At 53.7% G+C, this 17,921-nt stretch carries 18 protein-coding genes; 5 read left to right on the top strand and 13 right to left on the bottom strand.

Annotation, left to right across the window (positions count from 1 at the left end; all coding sequences use genetic code 11):
• Positions 1 to 2: 2 nt before the first annotated feature.
• From KW808_RS14405 to KW808_RS14425, 5 genes are all read right to left on the bottom strand, one after another.
• On the bottom strand, positions 3 to 728 hold the full coding sequence (locus tag KW808_RS14405) for a sirohydrochlorin chelatase (RefSeq protein ID WP_003862777.1): 726 nt from the start codon (positions 726 to 728) through the stop codon (positions 3 to 5).
• Positions 729 to 766: 38 nt separating this feature from the next.
• On the bottom strand, positions 767 to 2,068 hold the full coding sequence (locus tag KW808_RS14410; protein WP_003862775.1) for a GTP-binding protein: 1,302 nt from the start codon (positions 2,066 to 2,068) through the stop codon (positions 767 to 769).
• Entirely contained in the window at positions 2,068 to 2,982 is a 915-nt protein-coding gene (gene cysD / locus KW808_RS14415) for a sulfate adenylyltransferase subunit CysD (RefSeq protein WP_003862773.1), read from the bottom strand. Before cysD ends, KW808_RS14410 begins: the two co-directional genes overlap by 1 nt.
• Positions 2,979 to 3,764, bottom strand: coding sequence for a phosphoadenylyl-sulfate reductase (locus tag KW808_RS14420; protein WP_003862772.1), 786 nt, complete (start codon positions 3,762 to 3,764; stop codon positions 2,979 to 2,981). Before KW808_RS14420 ends, cysD begins: the two co-directional genes overlap by 4 nt.
• Before the next feature lie 241 nt (positions 3,765 to 4,005).
• On the bottom strand, positions 4,006 to 5,691 hold the full coding sequence (locus tag KW808_RS14425) for a nitrite/sulfite reductase (protein WP_003853535.1): 1,686 nt from the start codon (positions 5,689 to 5,691) through the stop codon (positions 4,006 to 4,008).
• Positions 5,692 to 6,073: 382 nt separating this feature from the next.
• On the opposite strand from KW808_RS14425, the gene KW808_RS14430 reads away from it, so the two are divergent.
• Together KW808_RS14430 and KW808_RS14435 are read left to right on the top strand one after the other, a co-directional pair.
• A complete protein-coding gene (locus tag KW808_RS14430) occupies positions 6,074 to 7,447 on the top strand; it encodes an FAD-dependent oxidoreductase (protein WP_003853532.1) in 1,374 nt (457 codons plus the stop codon).
• A 96-nt stretch (positions 7,448 to 7,543) separates the two neighbouring features.
• Positions 7,544 to 8,908, top strand: a complete 1,365-nt coding sequence (locus tag KW808_RS14435) for a Fic family protein (RefSeq protein ID WP_003862769.1) — start codon at positions 7,544 to 7,546, stop codon at positions 8,906 to 8,908.
• A gap of 70 nt (positions 8,909 to 8,978) precedes the next feature.
• On the opposite strand, the gene KW808_RS14440 is transcribed toward KW808_RS14435, so the two are convergent.
• Positions 8,979 to 9,185 (bottom strand): hypothetical protein, encoded by a 207-nt coding sequence (locus tag KW808_RS14440; RefSeq protein ID WP_003862763.1) that lies wholly within the window; start codon positions 9,183 to 9,185, stop codon positions 8,979 to 8,981.
• Between the two features lie 111 nt (positions 9,186 to 9,296).
• Entirely contained in the window at positions 9,297 to 9,713 is a 417-nt protein-coding gene (locus tag KW808_RS14445) for a VOC family protein (RefSeq protein WP_003862761.1), read from the bottom strand.
• Positions 9,714 to 9,770: 57 nt separating this feature from the next.
• Here KW808_RS14445 and KW808_RS14450 point away from each other — a divergent pair, with 57 nt between their 5' ends.
• Positions 9,771 to 10,019: a hypothetical protein gene (locus KW808_RS14450; RefSeq protein WP_034983216.1), complete on the top strand. Its 249-nt coding sequence runs from the start codon at positions 9,771 to 9,773 to the stop codon at positions 10,017 to 10,019.
• 1 nt (position 10,020) lies between these two features.
• The gene (locus tag KW808_RS14455; RefSeq protein WP_003862757.1) at positions 10,021 to 10,182 is read left to right on the top strand and encodes a hypothetical protein; all 162 of its coding nucleotides are present in this window, start codon (positions 10,021 to 10,023) and stop codon (positions 10,180 to 10,182) included.
• Between the two features lie 77 nt (positions 10,183 to 10,259).
• On the opposite strand, the gene tctA is transcribed toward KW808_RS14455, so the two are convergent.
• From tctA to KW808_RS14480, 5 genes are all read right to left on the bottom strand, one after another.
• Entirely contained in the window at positions 10,260 to 11,792 is a 1,533-nt protein-coding gene (gene tctA / locus KW808_RS14460; protein WP_003862755.1) for a tripartite tricarboxylate transporter permease TctA, read from the bottom strand.
• A complete protein-coding gene (gene tctB / locus KW808_RS14465) occupies positions 11,792 to 12,358 on the bottom strand; it encodes a tripartite tricarboxylate transporter TctB (RefSeq protein ID WP_003862752.1) in 567 nt (188 codons plus the stop codon). The genes tctA and tctB overlap by 1 nt, the downstream gene beginning before the upstream one ends.
• A complete protein-coding gene (gene tctC, locus KW808_RS14470) occupies positions 12,358 to 13,362 on the bottom strand; it encodes a tripartite tricarboxylate transporter substrate binding protein TctC (RefSeq protein WP_003862750.1) in 1,005 nt (334 codons plus the stop codon). The genes tctB and tctC overlap by 1 nt, the downstream gene beginning before the upstream one ends.
• 293 nt (positions 13,363 to 13,655) lie before the next feature.
• Complete coding sequence (locus KW808_RS14475; protein WP_003862747.1) at positions 13,656 to 14,390, bottom strand: AAA family ATPase; 735 nt, start codon at positions 14,388 to 14,390, stop codon at positions 13,656 to 13,658.
• Positions 14,387 to 15,109, bottom strand: coding sequence for an AAA family ATPase (locus KW808_RS14480; RefSeq protein ID WP_003862745.1), 723 nt, complete (start codon positions 15,107 to 15,109; stop codon positions 14,387 to 14,389). The genes KW808_RS14475 and KW808_RS14480 overlap by 4 nt, the downstream gene beginning before the upstream one ends.
• A gap of 59 nt (positions 15,110 to 15,168) precedes the next feature.
• Here KW808_RS14480 and KW808_RS14485 point away from each other — a divergent pair, with 59 nt between their 5' ends.
• A complete protein-coding gene (locus KW808_RS14485) occupies positions 15,169 to 16,380 on the top strand; it encodes an MFS transporter (RefSeq protein WP_003862743.1) in 1,212 nt (403 codons plus the stop codon).
• Here the strand turns inward: KW808_RS14485 and KW808_RS14490 are convergent.
• Positions 16,377 to 17,702, bottom strand: a complete 1,326-nt coding sequence (locus tag KW808_RS14490) for a M20/M25/M40 family metallo-hydrolase (protein ID WP_003862742.1) — start codon at positions 17,700 to 17,702, stop codon at positions 16,377 to 16,379. The genes KW808_RS14485 and KW808_RS14490 overlap by 4 nt on opposite strands.
• Positions 17,703 to 17,921: the final 219 nt, after the last annotated feature.

The following is a 17,921-nucleotide window of genomic DNA, read 5'->3' on the forward strand; positions in this document are numbered from 1 at the left end:
TCTTAGATATGTGCCAGCAGTGCGCTCAATGCAGCGTGGTAACGAGCTGCAACAAGTGGTGCGAGGTCAGTGGTTAGGGGTTCGGAATAGGTGAAGTTTGTGCCGGTGGCAGCTGCGATGTTGGCGGATTGATCAATAACCCGATCCAGCAGCAAACCTTCCGTAACAAACAGCGGCAGGATGTGGACGGCCTTGTGTTTCGAGGCCACCTCTATTACTCCGGCGCCGCCGGCACCTGGCCCACCGGTAGCGGGCACCACCTCAACCGAAAAGCCAGTGAGGAGAGCAATGGTGTGGGCAAGATCGATGACTGATTCATTGGCGGACACGTGTGAGCTGCCAACGGAATACAAAATCACATGGGCATCTGTGGGGGCGTCCGCACGCAACCGCTGCGCAAGCACGCTGGCTACATCGGAGCCAGTGCCCAAATGCGGACCCACGAGAAGTTCCACACCATACTTTCCTGAAGCATCTTTTACTGCCTCAGGAACGTCAATCTTTGCGTGATACGCATTGCTAAACAGCAAAGGAACCAACGCTGCCCTGGTTACGCCTTCTGCGCTGAGCTGTGCCACAACCTGATCAAGGGAAGGTTCAGCAAGCTCTAAATGCGCTTCCACGGCTGGTGTTTCCAGCATTCGTCCGGCCTCATGAGTCAGCGCAGTAATGCCTGCAGCTGCGGACTTTTTGCGGGAACCGTGGGAAAGCGTAATCAGGGGAATCATGAGGTGTCCTAAAAGGGGGTCTTGCCTAAGACACTGGTTTAGATCGACCAGTTATTGCGTAGGCGGTGGCCAACCAAGCCAGCAGCGAGGGTATCGCCGGAGGATTGGTCGATGAGGAGGAAGGATCCGATGGCGCCGCGGGCAGCGTAATCTTCAACTTCGAGTTCGCCTGCAACGTCGATGCGCACGTGTGCGATGTCGTTGAGGCCGTAGGTTTCTGGTGCTTCGTTGTCGTTGACGCCGTCGATGTCGAGGACTCGTTCGATGGCTGCGACGCGTCCGCGGACCAGCTCGGTGCCGTAGCGAACCTTGACTGCTGCACCTGGTTTGATGGTGCGATCGGCCAAGCCAACAACAGTGGCGTTGAAGGAGCGAACGGATTCTGGGCGGTCTTCGCCAGCGATGAGTTCGCCGCGGATGAGGTCGATTTCCTGGGCTAGGCGCAAGACAACGGCTTCTCCAACTGATGCGGTCTGGAGGGATCCGTCAGCGGAATCGATGTGGGTGACCTGGGTCGTGCGGCCTTCAGGTAGGTACACGGTATCGCCCACGGAGACGGAACCAGCGTTGATGGTGCCGGCGTAGCCACGGTAATCGGTGGCGTGCTCGCGGATGACGTACTGGATTGGGAAGCGGAAGCCCAGGTCGTGTGCACGGCCGTGGGAAACTTCTACGTTTTCCAGGATTTCCAGCACGGTTGGTCCGGTGTACCAATCCATGTGGGTGGAAGGTTCTGCAACGTTGTCGCCCTTGAGCGCAGAGATTGGAACGACGTGGGTGTCAGTGACATCGAGCGCAGATGCCAATCCGACGAATTCCTTTTCAATGTTGCGGAAGACTTCTTCGCTGTAATCAACAAGGTCAATTTTGTTGACTGCGAGGATCACCGTGCGCACGCCCAGCAGGGCCGATACGGACAGGTGGCGGCGGGTCTGCTCGACGACGCCGTGGCGGGCGTCGACAAGCAAAACTACAACCTGGGAGGTGGAGACGCCGGTGACGGTGTTGCGGGTGTACTGCACGTGGCCTGGGGTATCAGCCAGGATGAAGGTGCGCTTGTCGGTGGCGAAGTAGCGGTAGGCAACGTCGATGGTGATGCCCTGCTCACGCTCGGCGCGCAGGCCGTCGACGAGGAGGGACAGGTCGAGGCCTTCGAAGCCGCGGTCGGCGGAGGTGCGCTCTACGGAAGCCAGCTGATCAGCAAGAACAGACTTGGTGTCGTGCAGGAGGCGGCCGACGAAGGTGGACTTGCCATCATCTACGGAACCTGCGGTGCACAGACGAAGGGTCTCGCGTGATGCAATCTTTTCAGATGCTTTATTCAAGGTTGGAGCAGTCATCAGAAGTAGCCTTCCTTCTTGCGGTCTTCCATTGCGGATTCGCTGAGGCGGTCATCGGCGCGGGTTGCGCCACGTTCGGTAAGGGTGGAGGTGGCGATCTCTTCGATCACATCGTCAATGGTGCGGGCTTCGGAGAGCACAGCACCGGTGCAGGACATATCGCCGACGGTGCGGTAGCGGACAGTCTTGGTGACGATCTCCTCGCCCTTCTTTGGTCCACCCCACTCGCCTGCGGTCAGCCACATGCCGTCGCGCTCGAAAACTTCGCGCTCGTGGGAGAAGTAGATCGGTGGAAGTTCGATGCCACGGGCGCCGATGTACTCCCAGATGTCAGCTTCAGTCCAGTTGGAGATTGGGAAAACACGGATGTTTTCGCCTGGCAGGTGGCCACCGTTGTAGAGGGTCCACAGCTCTGGGCGCTGACGGCGTGGATCCCAACCACCGAAGGAGTCACGCACAGAGAACACACGCTCCTTGGCGCGGGCACGCTCCTCATCGCGGCGAGCGCCACCAAGCACGGCGTCGTAGCCCTGCTCAGCGATGGTCTCCACCAAAGGGACAGTCTGCAGTGGGTTGCGGGTGCCGTCTGGGCGTTCCTGCAGGTCACCGCGATCGATCCAGTCCTGGACTTTAGCTACGCGCAGGCGGGCGCCGGTGCGCTCCACCAGGTTGTCGCGGAATTCCAAAACCTCTGGGAAGTTATGGCCGGTGTCCACGTGCAGCAATTCAAAAGGCACGTTAGCTGGAGCGAAAGCGCGGCGCGCAAGCTCATACACCACGACGGAATCCTTACCGCCGGAAAACAGCAGGCCGACCTTATCAAACTGGCCAGCTACCTCGCGGAGGATGTGGATGGATTCATTTTCAAGATCTTTAAGGTGTGGGGAAAGTTCTGATGCAACGGTTGTGGTCATGAGTGAAGTCCGCATTCTGTCTTGGCGTTTCCAGCCCAACGGCCGGCCCTAGGGTCTTGTCCTTCAGCAACAGGAAGGGTGCAGGTTTCGCATCCAATTGATGGATAACCCTGATGGGTAAGTGGGTGATCGATGAGGTTGTTGTCCGCAATGAACTCGTTGGTTTCCTCCAATGACCAGGTGATAATTGGAGAAATCTTGAGCCTGCCGGTGGCATCCAAGCTCAGCGCAGGGGCTTGAGCACGGGTTGGGCCATCAGCGCGGCGCAGGCCGGTGATCCAGCCAGCGTATGGGCTTAACGACGCCGCCAGCGGTTCAACTTTGCGCATTCGGCAGCACGCCGCTGGGTTGCTGTGGTACAGGTTGAGACCATAAATGGAATCCTGCTCCGTGCGCTTGAGGATCGGCAGCGCGGTGACAAGCTTCTGGGAATAGCGCTCATCTACCTGACGGGCAACTTCAAGAGTTTCCTTGAAGTGGTAACCGGTGTCCAAAAAGAGGAAATCAGCTTCCGGCAGGTGCCGCGCAGCCAGCTCCGCCAGCACGGTGTTTTCCATGCTCAAGGTCACTGCAATAGCGCCCGGCGCGTGCTCGGCTGTCCATTCCAGGATCTCTTGCGCGCTGGCGTCATACAACGCAGCAGCATGCTTTTCGACGAGTTCCTCGTTGTGTTTTGCTACCTCTGGTGACAACGGTGTGGTCGTGCGAGGTCCTTCGGGTGAGATCTCGGGATCTTTTACCGAACCAGTATTTTTCAGGGCGTTAACTAGTTGAAAGCTCATTGTTGCGACTCACCTCTTTTGTGTCTTTCGAGAGATTCTTTTAATGCTTGCGATGTGGACTTTGCTGGTGCTGGCCTGTGCACTGGATCGTCCTGGCCGTGATATTTCACTTCAAAAACTCTGGTGCAATCCGCACACAACCACGCGAATTCTGTTTGCTCATCGGGGAAAAGAACTTCTCCCGCGCAGTATGGGCAGTACAGAGGGTGGTTGCGGTTGGGATTGGGTTTCCTCCGAAGACTCACACCAAATCTTCCTCAGCGGCCCGCTGGACCCAATCGCGGAAGTGCTCGTCCTCGTGGCGCTGTTCCTTGAAGTGGGTAACAACGCGAGTGACGTACTCTCCCACTTCATCGGCAATAACCTTGTGGCCCTTGAGCTTGCGTCCGAAGTTTGGATCCAAGTTCATGGAACCGCCCAGGTGAACCTGGAAACCTTCAACGCGGTTGCCGTCAGCATCAGTGACGGTCTGTCCCTTGAATCCGATGTCGGAAACCTGGGTGCGTGCACAAGAGTTAGGGCAACCGTTCAGTGCAATCTTGATGGGAACATCCAAATCGCCGAGTCGCTCTTCCAGTTCGTCGACAAGCTCAATTGCTCGTGACTTGGTGGTTGCGTGCGCAAGCTTGCAGAACTCCAAGCCGGTGCAGGAAATGATGCCGCGGCGGAACTCGGAAGGTGAAGAGTACAGTCCGATTTCATCCAGGTCACGTGCAACGGTAGTAAGGTTTTCTCGCTCAATATCGAGGAAGAGCAGTTCCTTTTCCGCCGTGGTACGAATCCTGGTGATGCCGTGCTTTTCTGCAACATCAGCAATGGCAATGAGCTGCTCACCGGTGGTGTGTCCAACGGTTGGCTTCACACCGAGGTAGAACTTGCCGTCCTTTTGTGGGTGAATGCCAATGTGGTCACGGTAGCCAGGGTTGGTGGTAACAACTGGGCCATCGATCAGCTTGCGCTCGAGGTATTCGGTCTCAAGAACTTCACGGAACTTCTCAATACCCCACTGTGCCACCAAGAACTTGAGGCGAGCGCGGTTACGCAGGCGTCGGAAGCCGTAGTCGCGGAAAATTCCGGCGACGCCAGCCCACACTTCTGGAACCTCATCAAGTGGAATCCAAGAACCAAGTGGCTGAGCAAGCATTGGGTTGGTGGACAGGCCACCGCCCACAAAGCACTCAAATCCTGGGCCGAATTCTGGGTGAATCGAAGGAACGAAGGAAACGTCCTGGATTTCGTGGGTAACATCCTGGCGCTGGTTGCCAGTGATAGCAGTCTTAAACTTACGAGGAAGGTTGTGGAACTCTTCCTTGTCTAGGTAGCGCTCACGAATCGCATCGATAGCCGGGGTGGCATCGATCAGCTCTTCAGCAGCTACGCCAGAAACTGGGGAGCCCAAGATAACACGTGGAACGTCACCGCAACCAAGCATGGTGGACAGTCCGACGGTTTCTAGCTTCTCCCAGATCGCAGGCACATCTTCAATACGAATCCAGTGCAGCTGAATGTTCTGGCGGTCGGTGAAGTCCGCGGTGGAACGAGCATAATCCCTAGAAATTTCACCCACGGCACGCAGGCGCTCAGGGGAAGCCAGTCCGCCATCAAAACGCACACGCATCATGAAGTACTCATCCTGCAGCTCATCATCAGGAAGCTGACCGGTCAGTTCACCGCCCAGATCCTGCTTACGCTGGGTGTAAATGCCCAACCACTTAAAGCGTGGGGCAATGTCATCCGGTGCAATGGAAGAAAAACCCTGCTTGGAGTAAATATCAATGACCCGCTGCTTGACAGCAAAAGCGGGTTCTTCTTGCTTAATTTCCTCGGCATGGTTAAGCGGCTCGGTGCCGTCGATTTTCCATTGGCCTTCGGGCTTAGGCTTCCTGGCGGCACGTGCTGGCCGGGCACTTCCGGTGGTTGTTGTCATAGGGAGTTAATCCTTAAAGAGCTAGTGAAGTACATGTCACTCGGTTTGATCTATCCGCAAACTTAGACGTACCGCTCTGTCTAGACCAACCATTAGATTCATGAGACTGAAAGCAATGGAGTCACCTTACGCCCGTTTAAATGAATTAACCTGGGGATATTAGGTTAGGTTCACCGTGAATATAATAGACTGATCTGTCTAGTTTTTTCATGGAGTTTGAATTTAATTAAGCAAAAGTCTTCGCATTGTCGCATTTCGCTGCTACGTTTACAGACCAAGCGGTCTAGGAGAGTTAAACAACCTGGACTTGAAATACCTTTAACTACTTGATTTTCACACCCTTGTTTCCATAAAAGGGCTCACGAAAGGCAACTTCAAACACATGACAACTCCCCTGCGCGTAGCCGTCATCGGAGCTGGCCCTGCTGGCATTTACGCATCCGACCTCCTCATCCGCAATGAAGAGCGCGAAGTGTTCGTTGACCTTTTCGAGCAAATGCCTGCACCGTTCGGACTCATCCGTTACGGCGTTGCACCAGACCACCCACGCATCAAGGGCATCGTTAAGTCACTGCACAACGTGTTGGACAAGCCACGCCTGCGCCTGCTCGGCAACATTGAAATCGGCAAAGACATCACCGTCGAAGAACTCCGCGACTACTACGATGCAGTCGTGTTCTCCACCGGTGCAGTTGCAGACCGCGACCTCAACATCCCCGGAATTGAAGCAGAAGGCTCCTTCGGTGCCGGCGAGTTCGTTGGCTTCTACGACGGCAACCCACGCTTCGAGCGCTCCTGGGATCTGTCTGCACAGTCCGTCGCTGTTATCGGCGTTGGTAACGTCGGCCTCGACGTAGCCCGCATCCTGGCCAAGACCGGCGATGAGCTCAAAGTCACCGAAATCTCCGACAATGTCTACGACTCCCTCAAAGAAAACAAGGCCACTGAAGTACACGTTTTCGGACGTCGTGGCCCAGCACAGGTCAAGTTCACTCCACAGGAACTCAAAGAACTCGACCACTCCCCCACCATCAACGTGGTTGTTGATCCAGAAGACATCGACTACGACGGCGCCTCCGAAGAAGCCCGCCGCGCATCCAAGTCCCAGGACCTGGTCTGCCAGATCCTGGAACAGTACGCAATCCGCGAGCCAAAGGATGCTCCGCACACCCTGCAGATCCACCTCTTTGAAAACCCAGTTGAGGTTCTTCAAAAGGACGGCAAGGTTGTTGGCCTGCGCACCGAACGCACCGCACTTGATGGCAACGGCGGCGTAAACGGAACCGGCGAATTCAAGGACTGGCCAGTCCAGGCTGTTTACCGCGCAGTCGGCTACAAGTCCGACCCAATCGACGGCGTCCCATTCGATGATGCCAAGCACGTCATCCCTAATGACGGCGGACATGTCCTCACCGCCCCAGGTGCAGAACCAGTACCAGGCCTCTATGCAACCGGCTGGATCAAGCGTGGACCAATCGGTCTGATCGGCAACACCAAGTCTGATGCCAAGGAAACCACCGACATCCTCATCAAGGATGCCGTCGCCGGTGTACTTGAAGCTCCAAAGCACCAGGGCGAAGAAGCCATCATCGAGCTTCTCGATTCCCGCAACATCCCATTCACCACCTGGGAAGGCTGGTACAAACTCGACGCAGCAGAGCGCGCACTCGGTGAAGCCGAAGGCCGCGAGCGCAAGAAGATTGTTGATTGGGAAGAAATGGTCCGCCAGGCCCGCGAAGCTCCAGCAATTGTCTAAATTGTTTTAACGCGTGAAGCAGTCCCCGCTCGATTTATTCGAGGCGGGGACTTTGGCTTTCCGGGATAAAAATTGCAACGCACTACACTGAGCAGTATGAATGATGAGAATATTCAAAGCTCCAACTATCAGCCATTCCCGAGTTTTGACGATTGGAAACAGATCGAGGTGTCGCTCTTAGATGTCATCGAATCCTCACGCCATTTTTCTGATTTGAAAGATAGCACTGATCGTTCTGCATTAGATGCTGCGCTAGAGAGAGCAAAAAGAGCTGCCGCAGTTGATACCAATGCCATAGAAGGAATCTTCCAAACTGATCGCGGTTTTACCCATACAGTTGCAACGCAGGTAGGGGCTTGGGAGCAACAAATGGCGATGAAAGGCAAACATGTTAAGCCTGCGTTTGACGATACTCTAGAAGGCTTTGAGTATGTTCTCGATGCAGTAACTGGTAGAACTCCAATCTCTCAGCAATGGATTAGAAATTTGCACGCCGTCATTCTGCGGAGCCAAGAAAGCCACGAGGTTTTTACAGCCGTTGGAGTCCAAAATCAGGCGCTTCAGAAAGGCGAGTATAAAACTCAGCCAAATAGTCCACAGCGCTCAGATGGATCTGTACATGCATACGCCCCAGTTGAAGATACTCCTGCTGAAATGGCTAGATTTATTTCAGAACTTGAATCTAAGGAATTCTTAGCAGCCGAGAAGGTTATTCAAGCTGCCTATGCCCACTATGCTTTCGTATGTATTCATCCATTTGCAGATGGGAATGGACGAGTTGCACGAGCCTTGGCTAGTGTTTTTCTATACAAAGATCCTGGTGTCCCTCTCGTAATCTACCAAGATCAACGCAGAGATTACATCCATGCTCTAGAAGCAGCGGACAAGAATAACCCGCTCCTGCTGATTAGATTCTTTGCTGAACGAGTGACCGATACTATTAACTCTATTATCGTTGATCTCACTACCCCGATCGCGGGTAAATCTGGTTCGGCTAAGCTTTCGGATGCGCTACGCCCCACTCGCGTATTACCAGAATTACATGATGCTGCACATAGGCTCCAAGAAAGTTTATTTACAGAAATCCGATCTCGATTGGATGAAGAAGGAAAAAGGAATGGGTTGGAGTTTCTACTTCAACGGATTTTTATCGGTTCCCCATTCAATCTGCCAGAGGGCTATAACGCTTTCCCTGATAGCTATTGTCTGACCTTAGCTTTCAATAGCAACTCTCCAAAACAAATCTTCCACCCGCTATCCATAGTAATAGCAGCTCGAGATGGGAAAAGAGCGAGCAGCGACCTCGTGGCAGCTACTTCTATTGGATACAACTTTCACGCTTACGGACGTGAAGTCGAGCCTGTTGTTACTGAAAGCTTTCGAGAACGTGTGAAAATTTACGCCGACGGGATTGTAGATCACTTCTTAACCGAACTGGCTAAAAAGTTTCAACAGAATTAATTAGCCTATCTCGGCTTTCGCCTTCCGATCCTCAGTCTAGGTTTAGCGACTTTTAAAGTCCCCGCTCGATTTATTCGAGGCGGGGACTTTCACTTTCCGCCTTGCGCGGCCGATTCACCATATAAACCAGCACTGCCACTGCCAATCCGGCGATCATAAAACCAAACGCAACCAACGCATTGGCATACATGATGCCGATGTACATCCCGGTGAGAACTCCAAGCAAGAAGATAATGAACGCCTTAACAACGGCCCTTCGTTGAAGATCTTCTTTCATGGCAATCACCTTTTCTTAAATACTAAATCTCAGCCTTAAGTCCAGAGTTGCAGTTGCTTCACCCGAATTCAATAAGTTTCCGTTTAAAGGTAACTTAAGTTTCCAAAAGTTTTAGCCACCGATGTTGAACATCCAGTGGGTGCCAAAACGATCCTCCAGCGCACCATAAACCGCGCCCCAAGGAACCGCTTCCAAAGGCATGGTCACGGTGCCGCCCTCAGACAGCTTCTCCCAGTATCCACGAATTTCCGCATCAGCATCAGCGCCACCAGTCAGCGACAACGGAGTGTCCTCGCCCTTCATACGCTGCATCATGCGCGGAATATCACTAGCAAAAAGCAATTTCTGACCATCAACGACCAACTCAGCGTGCATGATTTTCTCGCCATCGCCGCCAACTTCCTCATCAGAATGCACTGCAGAAAACGGCATCATCTGAAGCTCGCCACCAAAAACTGTTTGGTAGAACTCCATTGCTTCTTTGGCATTTCCATTGAACTGACGGTACGGGGTGAGATCGGCTTTCATCGGATTCCTGTCTTCCAAGCGAGAGCATTTTCTGTGACTCACATTACTCTAGAAAGCATGCGCCAATCAGATTCCAGACATGTCGCCCTCCTCAGCACCGCCACCCCACAAAAGATTTACGAAATAGCGCGCGATCTTCCTAGGCTGCCCGCTTGGGCTTCAGGTTTAGCAAGCGGGACGCTTTCGCTTATCGACGCCAACTCCCTCCATTTGGAATCCCCCATGGGCCTAGTTCACACCGAATTCACCCCAATAAACACCTACGGAATCCTCGACCACGTAGTCACCCTCCCCCGACGGAACTAAAGTGCTCAACCCTTTCCGAGTCATCCCCCACGACACCGGCTCCGAACTCATTTTCACCGTCCGCGCCAACGAAAACTTCGAAGAAGATTGCCAAGCAGTCGCAGCAGACCTCGAAAGGCTGGTCGCACTGGCCGAAAAAATGACCCCACAGAATGGTCTCTAAGCGACTTCGAGGCCTTAAACAAGAAACAGGCAAACCGTAGCCCACAGCTACGGTTTGCCTGTTTCTATATGGAGACTTTAAGCGTCGATGGTTTCGAGCTGAGAAGTCAGGTGCTTGCGGCGACCTCGTACTGCAGTAATGATGCTGACCGCGATGAAGATGGCGAGCACTGCGTAGAGGGACCAGGTGATGGGGCTGGAGACGAGGATGGAGAAATCGCCAACCGAGGACAGTAGTGCGTCGCGGAGAGAGGTTTCAGCCAAAGGTCCAAGAACCATACCGATCATCAGCGGAGCCAGCGGGTAACCGTAGCGACGCATGATCAAAGCCACGACACCGATACCGAGCAGCATGAGCAGGTCGAACACTGCGCCGGAGGTAGCGTAAATGCCCAGGCCACAGAACAATGCGATGCCGGAGTAGAGGTAGTGGTTTGGAATGAGCAGGAGCTTTGCCCACAGCTGCGCGAACGGCAGGTTGATGAACAACAGGACGATCATCGCGATAAAGAAGCTGGCAAGAAGTGCCCAGACAAGTTCAGGGTTGCGATCGAAAAGCAGTGGTCCGGGCTGGATTCCGTACTGACGGAACGCTGCCAACATGATGGCCGCAGTTGCAGAGACTGGCAGACCCAGGGCAAGAAGAGCACCCATGGCCATGCCGGTGGTGGCGTTACCTGCAGCTTCAGGAGCAGCGAGTCCTCGGATTGCACCCTTATCGCCGAACTGTGGATCTTTGCGCCGTTTATCCAACGCGCGCTCCGTAGAGTAAGCCAAGAAGGTTGGAACTTCAGATCCACCAACAGGGATCACACCGAAAGGCAGACCAATGATGGTTCCGCGTGCCCAGGCTGGAGCAGCTTCTTTGAATTCCGTTCCGGTAAGCCACGGACGTCCTGCGGAGCGCGTTTCCAGATTTGTTTTGTCACGGCGTGCGCGGGCTGCAATGTAAAACACTTCTCCCAGTGCCAAAATCGCGACGGTAACAGTAACGAGGGAAATGCCGTCGAAAAGCTGCGGTGCCCCGAGCGTGAAGCGCTCGATGCCGGTGACCGAATCGATGCCGATGGTCGCAATGCCGAGGCCGAAAATGAGGGACGCAAGTCCCTTAAACACGGAGTCGGACACCACGGAGGAAGTGGCGACGAACGCGAAGAGTGCCAGCGCGAAGTACTCGGCGGGGCCGAATGCGGTGGACAGTTCCGCCAGGGTTGGTGCGAGGAAGACCACGATAAAGGAGGAGACGATACCGCCGATGAAAGCACCGATCGCTGCGGTAGCCAGAGCCTGTGGCGCACGACCGTTAAGAGCCATGCGGTGGCCCTCGAATGTTGAGGCGATCGCTGATGCCTGACCTGGGGTGTTCATCAAAATTGCCATCGTGGAGTCGCCGAAGAGACCACCGAAGTACACGCCGGAGAACATAATAAACGCCGCAGTTGGATCAAGTGCGAACGTCATAGGCAACAGCAACGCCACAGCCATCGAGGAGCCAAGACCAGGCATGACGCCCACCGCGGTGCCGAGCAAACAGCCGACGATAACCCAGAGAAGGTTCATCGGCGTTAATGCGCCGGCGAAGCCTTCCATCAAGAGGGACAAAATATCCATTAGAAGCCACCACCCAAAAGTCCAGAAGGAAGATTAAGTCCCAAGCCCACATCGAATGCGAGGTAGACCACGGAGCTCATCATGAGGGAAACAAGAACATCGAAACCTGGGCGTTTGGAACCGAAAGCCCTGGTCATTGTCCAGAACAACAAGGAGCCAGCAAGGACCCAACCAAGATATGGAAGCAAGACTGCAAAGGCGAAGAAGCCACCGATCGCCCACGCGAGTGAGACGTAATCAGAGTGGAATTTCCAGCTTCGGCCAGATTCATTTTCTGGATGCATGGGGTACTTGATGGTTTGAATGGTCAACGCCACTGCCACCAGCAAACCCGCAATACCGAGGATTGTTGGGAAGAATCGAGGTCCTGGGAATGCTGCATTGCCCACATCCATGTTTAAAACACCGATGAGCAAATACAAACTAAATACCGTGAGAATTGCGGGCATGATGAGCCCGGAGCGGCCTTCCCAGAAAGTGCCCTCGCCAACTGGACGAGGTCCGGGCAGCTGGTGTGATTCCGGGATGTCGATATGGGACTCGCCGGATTGTTCAGTGACGTTCACTAGCCCATCTCCTTGAATAGCTGATCAATTCTGTCAATTTCATCTTCAACAAACTGGTCGAGTTCTTCGCCTTCAAGTGGTGCACTCATCCAGTAGTTACGCTCAACTGCGGATTTCCATTCAGGTGTCTCGATAGATTCAGCAACGATTTCCCGAAGTTCTGCGATCTGCTCATCGCTCAAACCAGGAGGAGCGAACATGGCACGCCAGTTGGTCAAGGTCACGTCATAGCCTTGTTCCACCAAGGTGGGGATCTCGGTGCCGGGCAGTCGTTCTTCAGCAGCAATTCCCAAGACCTTCAAGCGACCAGCTTCTACCTGCGGATACATATCAGCAAAACCACCAGTTGATGCCTTTGCGGTTCCGTTCAGTAGCGCCTGAATCGCTTCGCCACCACCATCAGAAGGAATAAAGGTGGTTTGCTTTGGATCTATACCTGCAGACAGTGCAATTTCTGTCATAACAAGCTGGTCAAAGGAACCACCACCGGTCCAGGACACTCCTGCTGGATCTGCCTTCCAACCTTCAATGAGCTCTTCAAGGGTGTTGTATGGAGAATCCGCTGGCACGGTGATGATGTCGAACTCTTCCACCACACGAGCAATTGGGGTCACATCCTGGATTTTCGCAGGGGTATCGAATTGAATTTGTGCTGCAATATGCCCCGTTCCACCCACCATCAAGGTGTTCGGTGCAGTCATGGTAGACAGTTTGCCAAGTGCAATGGTTCCACCAGCTCCAGGGATGTTGACCACCTGAATATTGTTCACGATCTTATTCACGCGCATAGACTGCTGCTGCTCACGTTGGAAAGTATCCCAACCTCCACCTGCAGCTGCAGGAGCAATCAGCGTCATGTTGGAACGAATATCCTCGCCACCGGATGCAGACTGGATGGAGAAAAACGCAGCGATTGCAGTGATGACCACCGCTGCGGTACCTACAACAAATTGTTTAGTTTTGGATTGTGCAGACCCTGCGGGTTCTGCTCCTACTTCGGCCATTTTGGGGGAATCCCTCTCGGTCGGACTTTTGGACAACAAGCTCTTGAATGTTTGATGCCTAAGTGCTTGGGTGATTCACGTCACCGCTTCACTGTGGTGTGGACTACATTAAATGGCTTGCCGTGATCCCTAAAAGTCCTTGATGGAATTCTTTGAGATTCACCCCCAATCAGAGTGTTAAAACTCATTGACCTCGATATATGCTTATTTGGATCATTTTAAATCATTTAGCGCACAGTGATTTGTAGATCATTCTTCAAGGTTTTGTGATCCAATCGAGAACTACTTGTGAGCTAGGGCTCCTCTTTCGCGTCCATCATGACGTCCATCATGTACTCAGCAATTTCTTCCGGATCCTCAAAGAAGTCACGTAGCGCTCGAAACGCCGTTGTCACCTCAAAATCAAACCCTCGATGCAGTTCCCCCGATGCACTAAACTCCCAAATTTCTGCACCCGGAATAGCCATCAACACCGGTGAATGCGTCACGATGATAATTTGCGCACCACTTTCCGCCAGAAAATTAAGCTCCGCCAGAATCGCCATCTGTCGAATGAACGATAGCCCCGCTTCAGGCTCATCCATCAGATACAGCCCCTTGCCCACAAAAGCATTCTGCACAATATGCATCACTGACTCTCCGTGCGACATGTGATGAAGGTTCACCCAGCCGGGAGCCTCATCGCGATATCCAGACGCGACGTTGAAATGAGTTTCCGCCCGCAGGAAATACCCCCGCATCGGCTCTTTTCCCTTGTGTGCTTTTGCCACAGTTTGCAAAGGGTTGTCGGAAGGTTTGAACTTTCCGGTGTGTTCACCACCTGCTGTGTCGAAGCCGGCATTGATCGCGATAGCCTCCAGCAATGTCGACTTACCCACACCGTTTTCCCCGGTTATGACGGTGATCGGCGCACGAAAGTCCAGTGTGCGTTTTTCTCTCAACACCCGAAAAGCAGGAACCTTCTCTGTCCAAGCAGCAGCCACACCCACATGTTCAAGCGCTGCAATATCGGTGATATACGGCATCATTGGTGATCCTCCTCCGCAGTCAGAAACGCCGCCGTACCTCGCGGATCTGCCACAAATTCCCGAGCCGCACGAACAGCCTCCGCATCCTCAAAATTCACCTTTGCAACACCCGAAGATGTAATTTCAAGGATCTCTGCCCCCGGAATAGCCAATAATATTGGAGAGTGCGTAGCCATAATTATTTGCGCACCACCTCGAGCAAGGTTGCCCAGCTTCCCCAATAGCTCCAACTGCCTCAGCATGGAAAGGCCTGCCTCAGGCTCGTCCAAAACAAAAAATCCCTGATTGTGAAAACGCCGATCAATCACCGCAAACACCGATTCACCATGGCTCATCTTGTGAAGATCATGCATATTCTTTTCATCCATTAGCTCCTCATAATAGGAAGCCACGTTATACATCGTCTCACCCCGAAAAAAGAACGCATCCCGAGGGTTTTCCCTCCGCACCAACTTCAACGACTGATGAAGCGACGACACAATATCGCCTTCCCTGCCAAAGTTTGCATGCCTAGAGCCACCAGACGGATTAAGGCGCATCCCCACCGCCAAAGCCTCAACCAACGTGGATTTACCCACCCCATTTTCACCAGTAATCACAGTGATCGGTGCACGAAACTCCAACGGCTGTTCATGCAGATATTCCACGATGGCCAGGCTCGATAGATACCCTGGTAAAGACTCCGGATGATCAAGCAGCGATACCTTTGTCAAGAACATAACTCCCCACCCTAGACAAAAGCCCAAATAAATCTGCTCAATAACCTAACCTAAAGTCCATGCACGCCCCTTCGTCCCAACCTCACCCTCAGCGCACCCGTGTTCTCAGCGGCCTGATTTTCGCCCAAATCATGGTTGGTGCGTCCAATGGCGTGACACTGTCGATGGGAAGTTTGCTGGCAGCGCACTTGGCGGGAGCTTCGTGGGGAGGATCAGCCGCCACATTGACCACGATCGGCGCAGCTATCTTTTCGATTCCCCTTGCCCGCATGGTCTCCACATACGATCGCCGAACTTCACTCAGCACGGGCATGTTGCTTGGTTGCGTGGGCGCACTACTGGCGATCCTCGGCGCACAATTCGGCTTGTTTCCAGTAGTACTTTTGGCATTCCTATTCATGGGATCCATGTCCGCGGTCAATCTCCAAGCACGTTTCGCCGCAACCGATGTGGCTAGTGAAGAAACCCGCGGACGAGACTTGTCGATCGTCGTTTGGTCCACCACCATCGGCGCAATTGCCGGACCAAATTTATTTGAACCCAGCGCCCGATTCAGCGAATCCCTCGGGTTGGAACAACATGCCGGCGCCTACCTGTTGTGTCTATTTGGCCAGCTCATCGCCGTCGCAGTCTGGCGATTCACCCTCCCCAAAGGCCTCAAACCCGAAGCCACCCCAAATGCACCAACAGAAAAGAAGCGCCTCACCCCGAAAGCCCTCCAAGCCATCACATCGGTTGCAACCGCGCACTTTTCCATGGTCGGCCTTATGTCCATGGCCGCCATCCACATGCAAGGCCACGGCGCCAGCCTCACCATCATCGGCTTCACCATCAGCTTGCACGTCGCCGGAATGTACGCCCTCTCACCCGTTTTCGGCCTGCTCACCGACAAACTCGGCCGCAATTTCACCATCTTTTCCGGCTTCACCATGCTCGCCGCCTCCGCCGCATTGCTTCTTATCTGGCCCGAACCGCAGTGGGCCATGATCACATCCATGATCCTGCTTGGGCTCGGCTGGAACTCCGCCCTCGTTGGTTCTTCGGCATTGCTTGTCGACGCCACCCCCATCCATCACCGCACCTACGCCCAGGGGCGCAGCGACCTAACGATGAATCTTGCGGGAGCTTCAGGCGGGTTGATCGCCGGACCGTTAATTGCCATGGGCGGAATGCCCTTGTTGGCAGGCGTCGTTCTTGCAGTTGTGACGCTTCAAACGGTGCTTAGTTTCAGAAACCGTTCAATTGAAAAGACGCCTGCTTCACGTTTTTAGCTTAGGAATTCACGCACCACGGAGTCATAACCCCGGACAGTCAGTTCGAGATCTTCCAGGTACAGCGCCTCGTCATGGGAGTGGAGTTGTCCCATTGCTTCCGCCAAAGTTCGTTCACGTGCATGAACTGCAAAACCATAACCAACACCGCCTAGTCGACGACCAAAGCGCAGGTCAGAGCCACCAGAGGAAATAATTGGGACCACAGGCGCATCGGGGAAGAAATCACCAAGAACTTTTTCCAAGGTGTTATACAACCTGGAATCAGTTGGGCTCACCGTTGCTTCTTCAGAGATGAGGTGTTCAATTTCTACTTCATCGGCAAGATCACCCAAAGCAGCACGCAAAGTGTCATCAACATAGTCGTTGGTTTGGCCTGGAAGAGTGCGGATATCTAATTCCAGGTACGCGTGCGATGGCAATACGTTGATGGCTTGACCTGCGCGAACCACCGTTTGGGCAATCGTGAGGTGCGATACCGCGTGGGCGAACCTAGCTAAGTCGCCGAACTCGGCGTAGGCCTCGGGGGAAGTGCCGTCGAAAAGCGCTTTCTCGGTTTCTGAGTCGAAGCGGTGAGCTTGGACGAAGCCTTGCCAGATATCGTCTTTGGCTACCTTTAAATCAGCAGCCGCAATGCGGCGGGCGACTTCACCGATTTTGACAATGGCGCTATCGCGGTCAAAGGGAATGGAACCATGACCGGCATCGCCATTGACGTGAATACGGCGCTGAGCTGCGCCTTTTTCACCAACAGTGATCACTACCGCATCGCTGCCATCGCGGACTGGAAGGTGCGATCCACCGGATTCGGAAAGGCAGTTTTTCCAACTGAAGAGGTTTTGGTGTTCTTCCGAAAGCCACTTCGCACCAAGCCCGCCGCGCGCCTCCTCATCGGCCACGCCAACAAATGTCAGCGTGCCACGCAGGCCGCCTTCACGGGCTACTTGACGGGTGACGGCCGCTTGGGTTGCGGTGATAAAGAGCATATCGACGGACCCTCTACCCCAAATCTGTCCATCCGAAATCTCCGCACCGAATGGATCTTTAGTCCATTTAGGCAGATCAACAGGCACAACATCGGTATGTCCAAGCAGTGTTAAAGGCTCAGCATCTGGATCGCTGCCTGGAACAGTCACGATAATTGAGGTCCGGCCCAGACGCGGTTCCAGCTTGGTGATTTTAACGTTGGGGGTTCCTTCAAAGAAACGTTCTAGGCTTTCCGCGTTTCTAATTTCCTGACCTGAATCTGGGGTTAGATCATTCACGCAGGCGTTGCGGATAAGTTCCTGAAGGAGGGTGAGGGTTTCGTCGTAAAGCGTCATCTTTTTCTTTCTAATATCGCGTTCATCGCCACTGTATCGAATTTCCAGCTAACTGACACTGGATTCTGTCTGTTTTCCCTGGAGTTTTAGACCGTATCGTTCAATGCGTATAGACTATGCAGTCTAGTAATGTTTCTTCGAACACGCTAACCATGCACCAGCCCACATGACTTTCCAGCGTGCCCGATTCGAAAGCATCACCCACCCAACACAACGTCA

Origin of the sequence: [Brevibacterium] flavum, from assembly GCF_019317305.1 — a bacterium.
Classification (GTDB): domain Bacteria; phylum Actinomycetota; class Actinomycetes; order Mycobacteriales; family Mycobacteriaceae; genus Corynebacterium; species Corynebacterium glutamicum.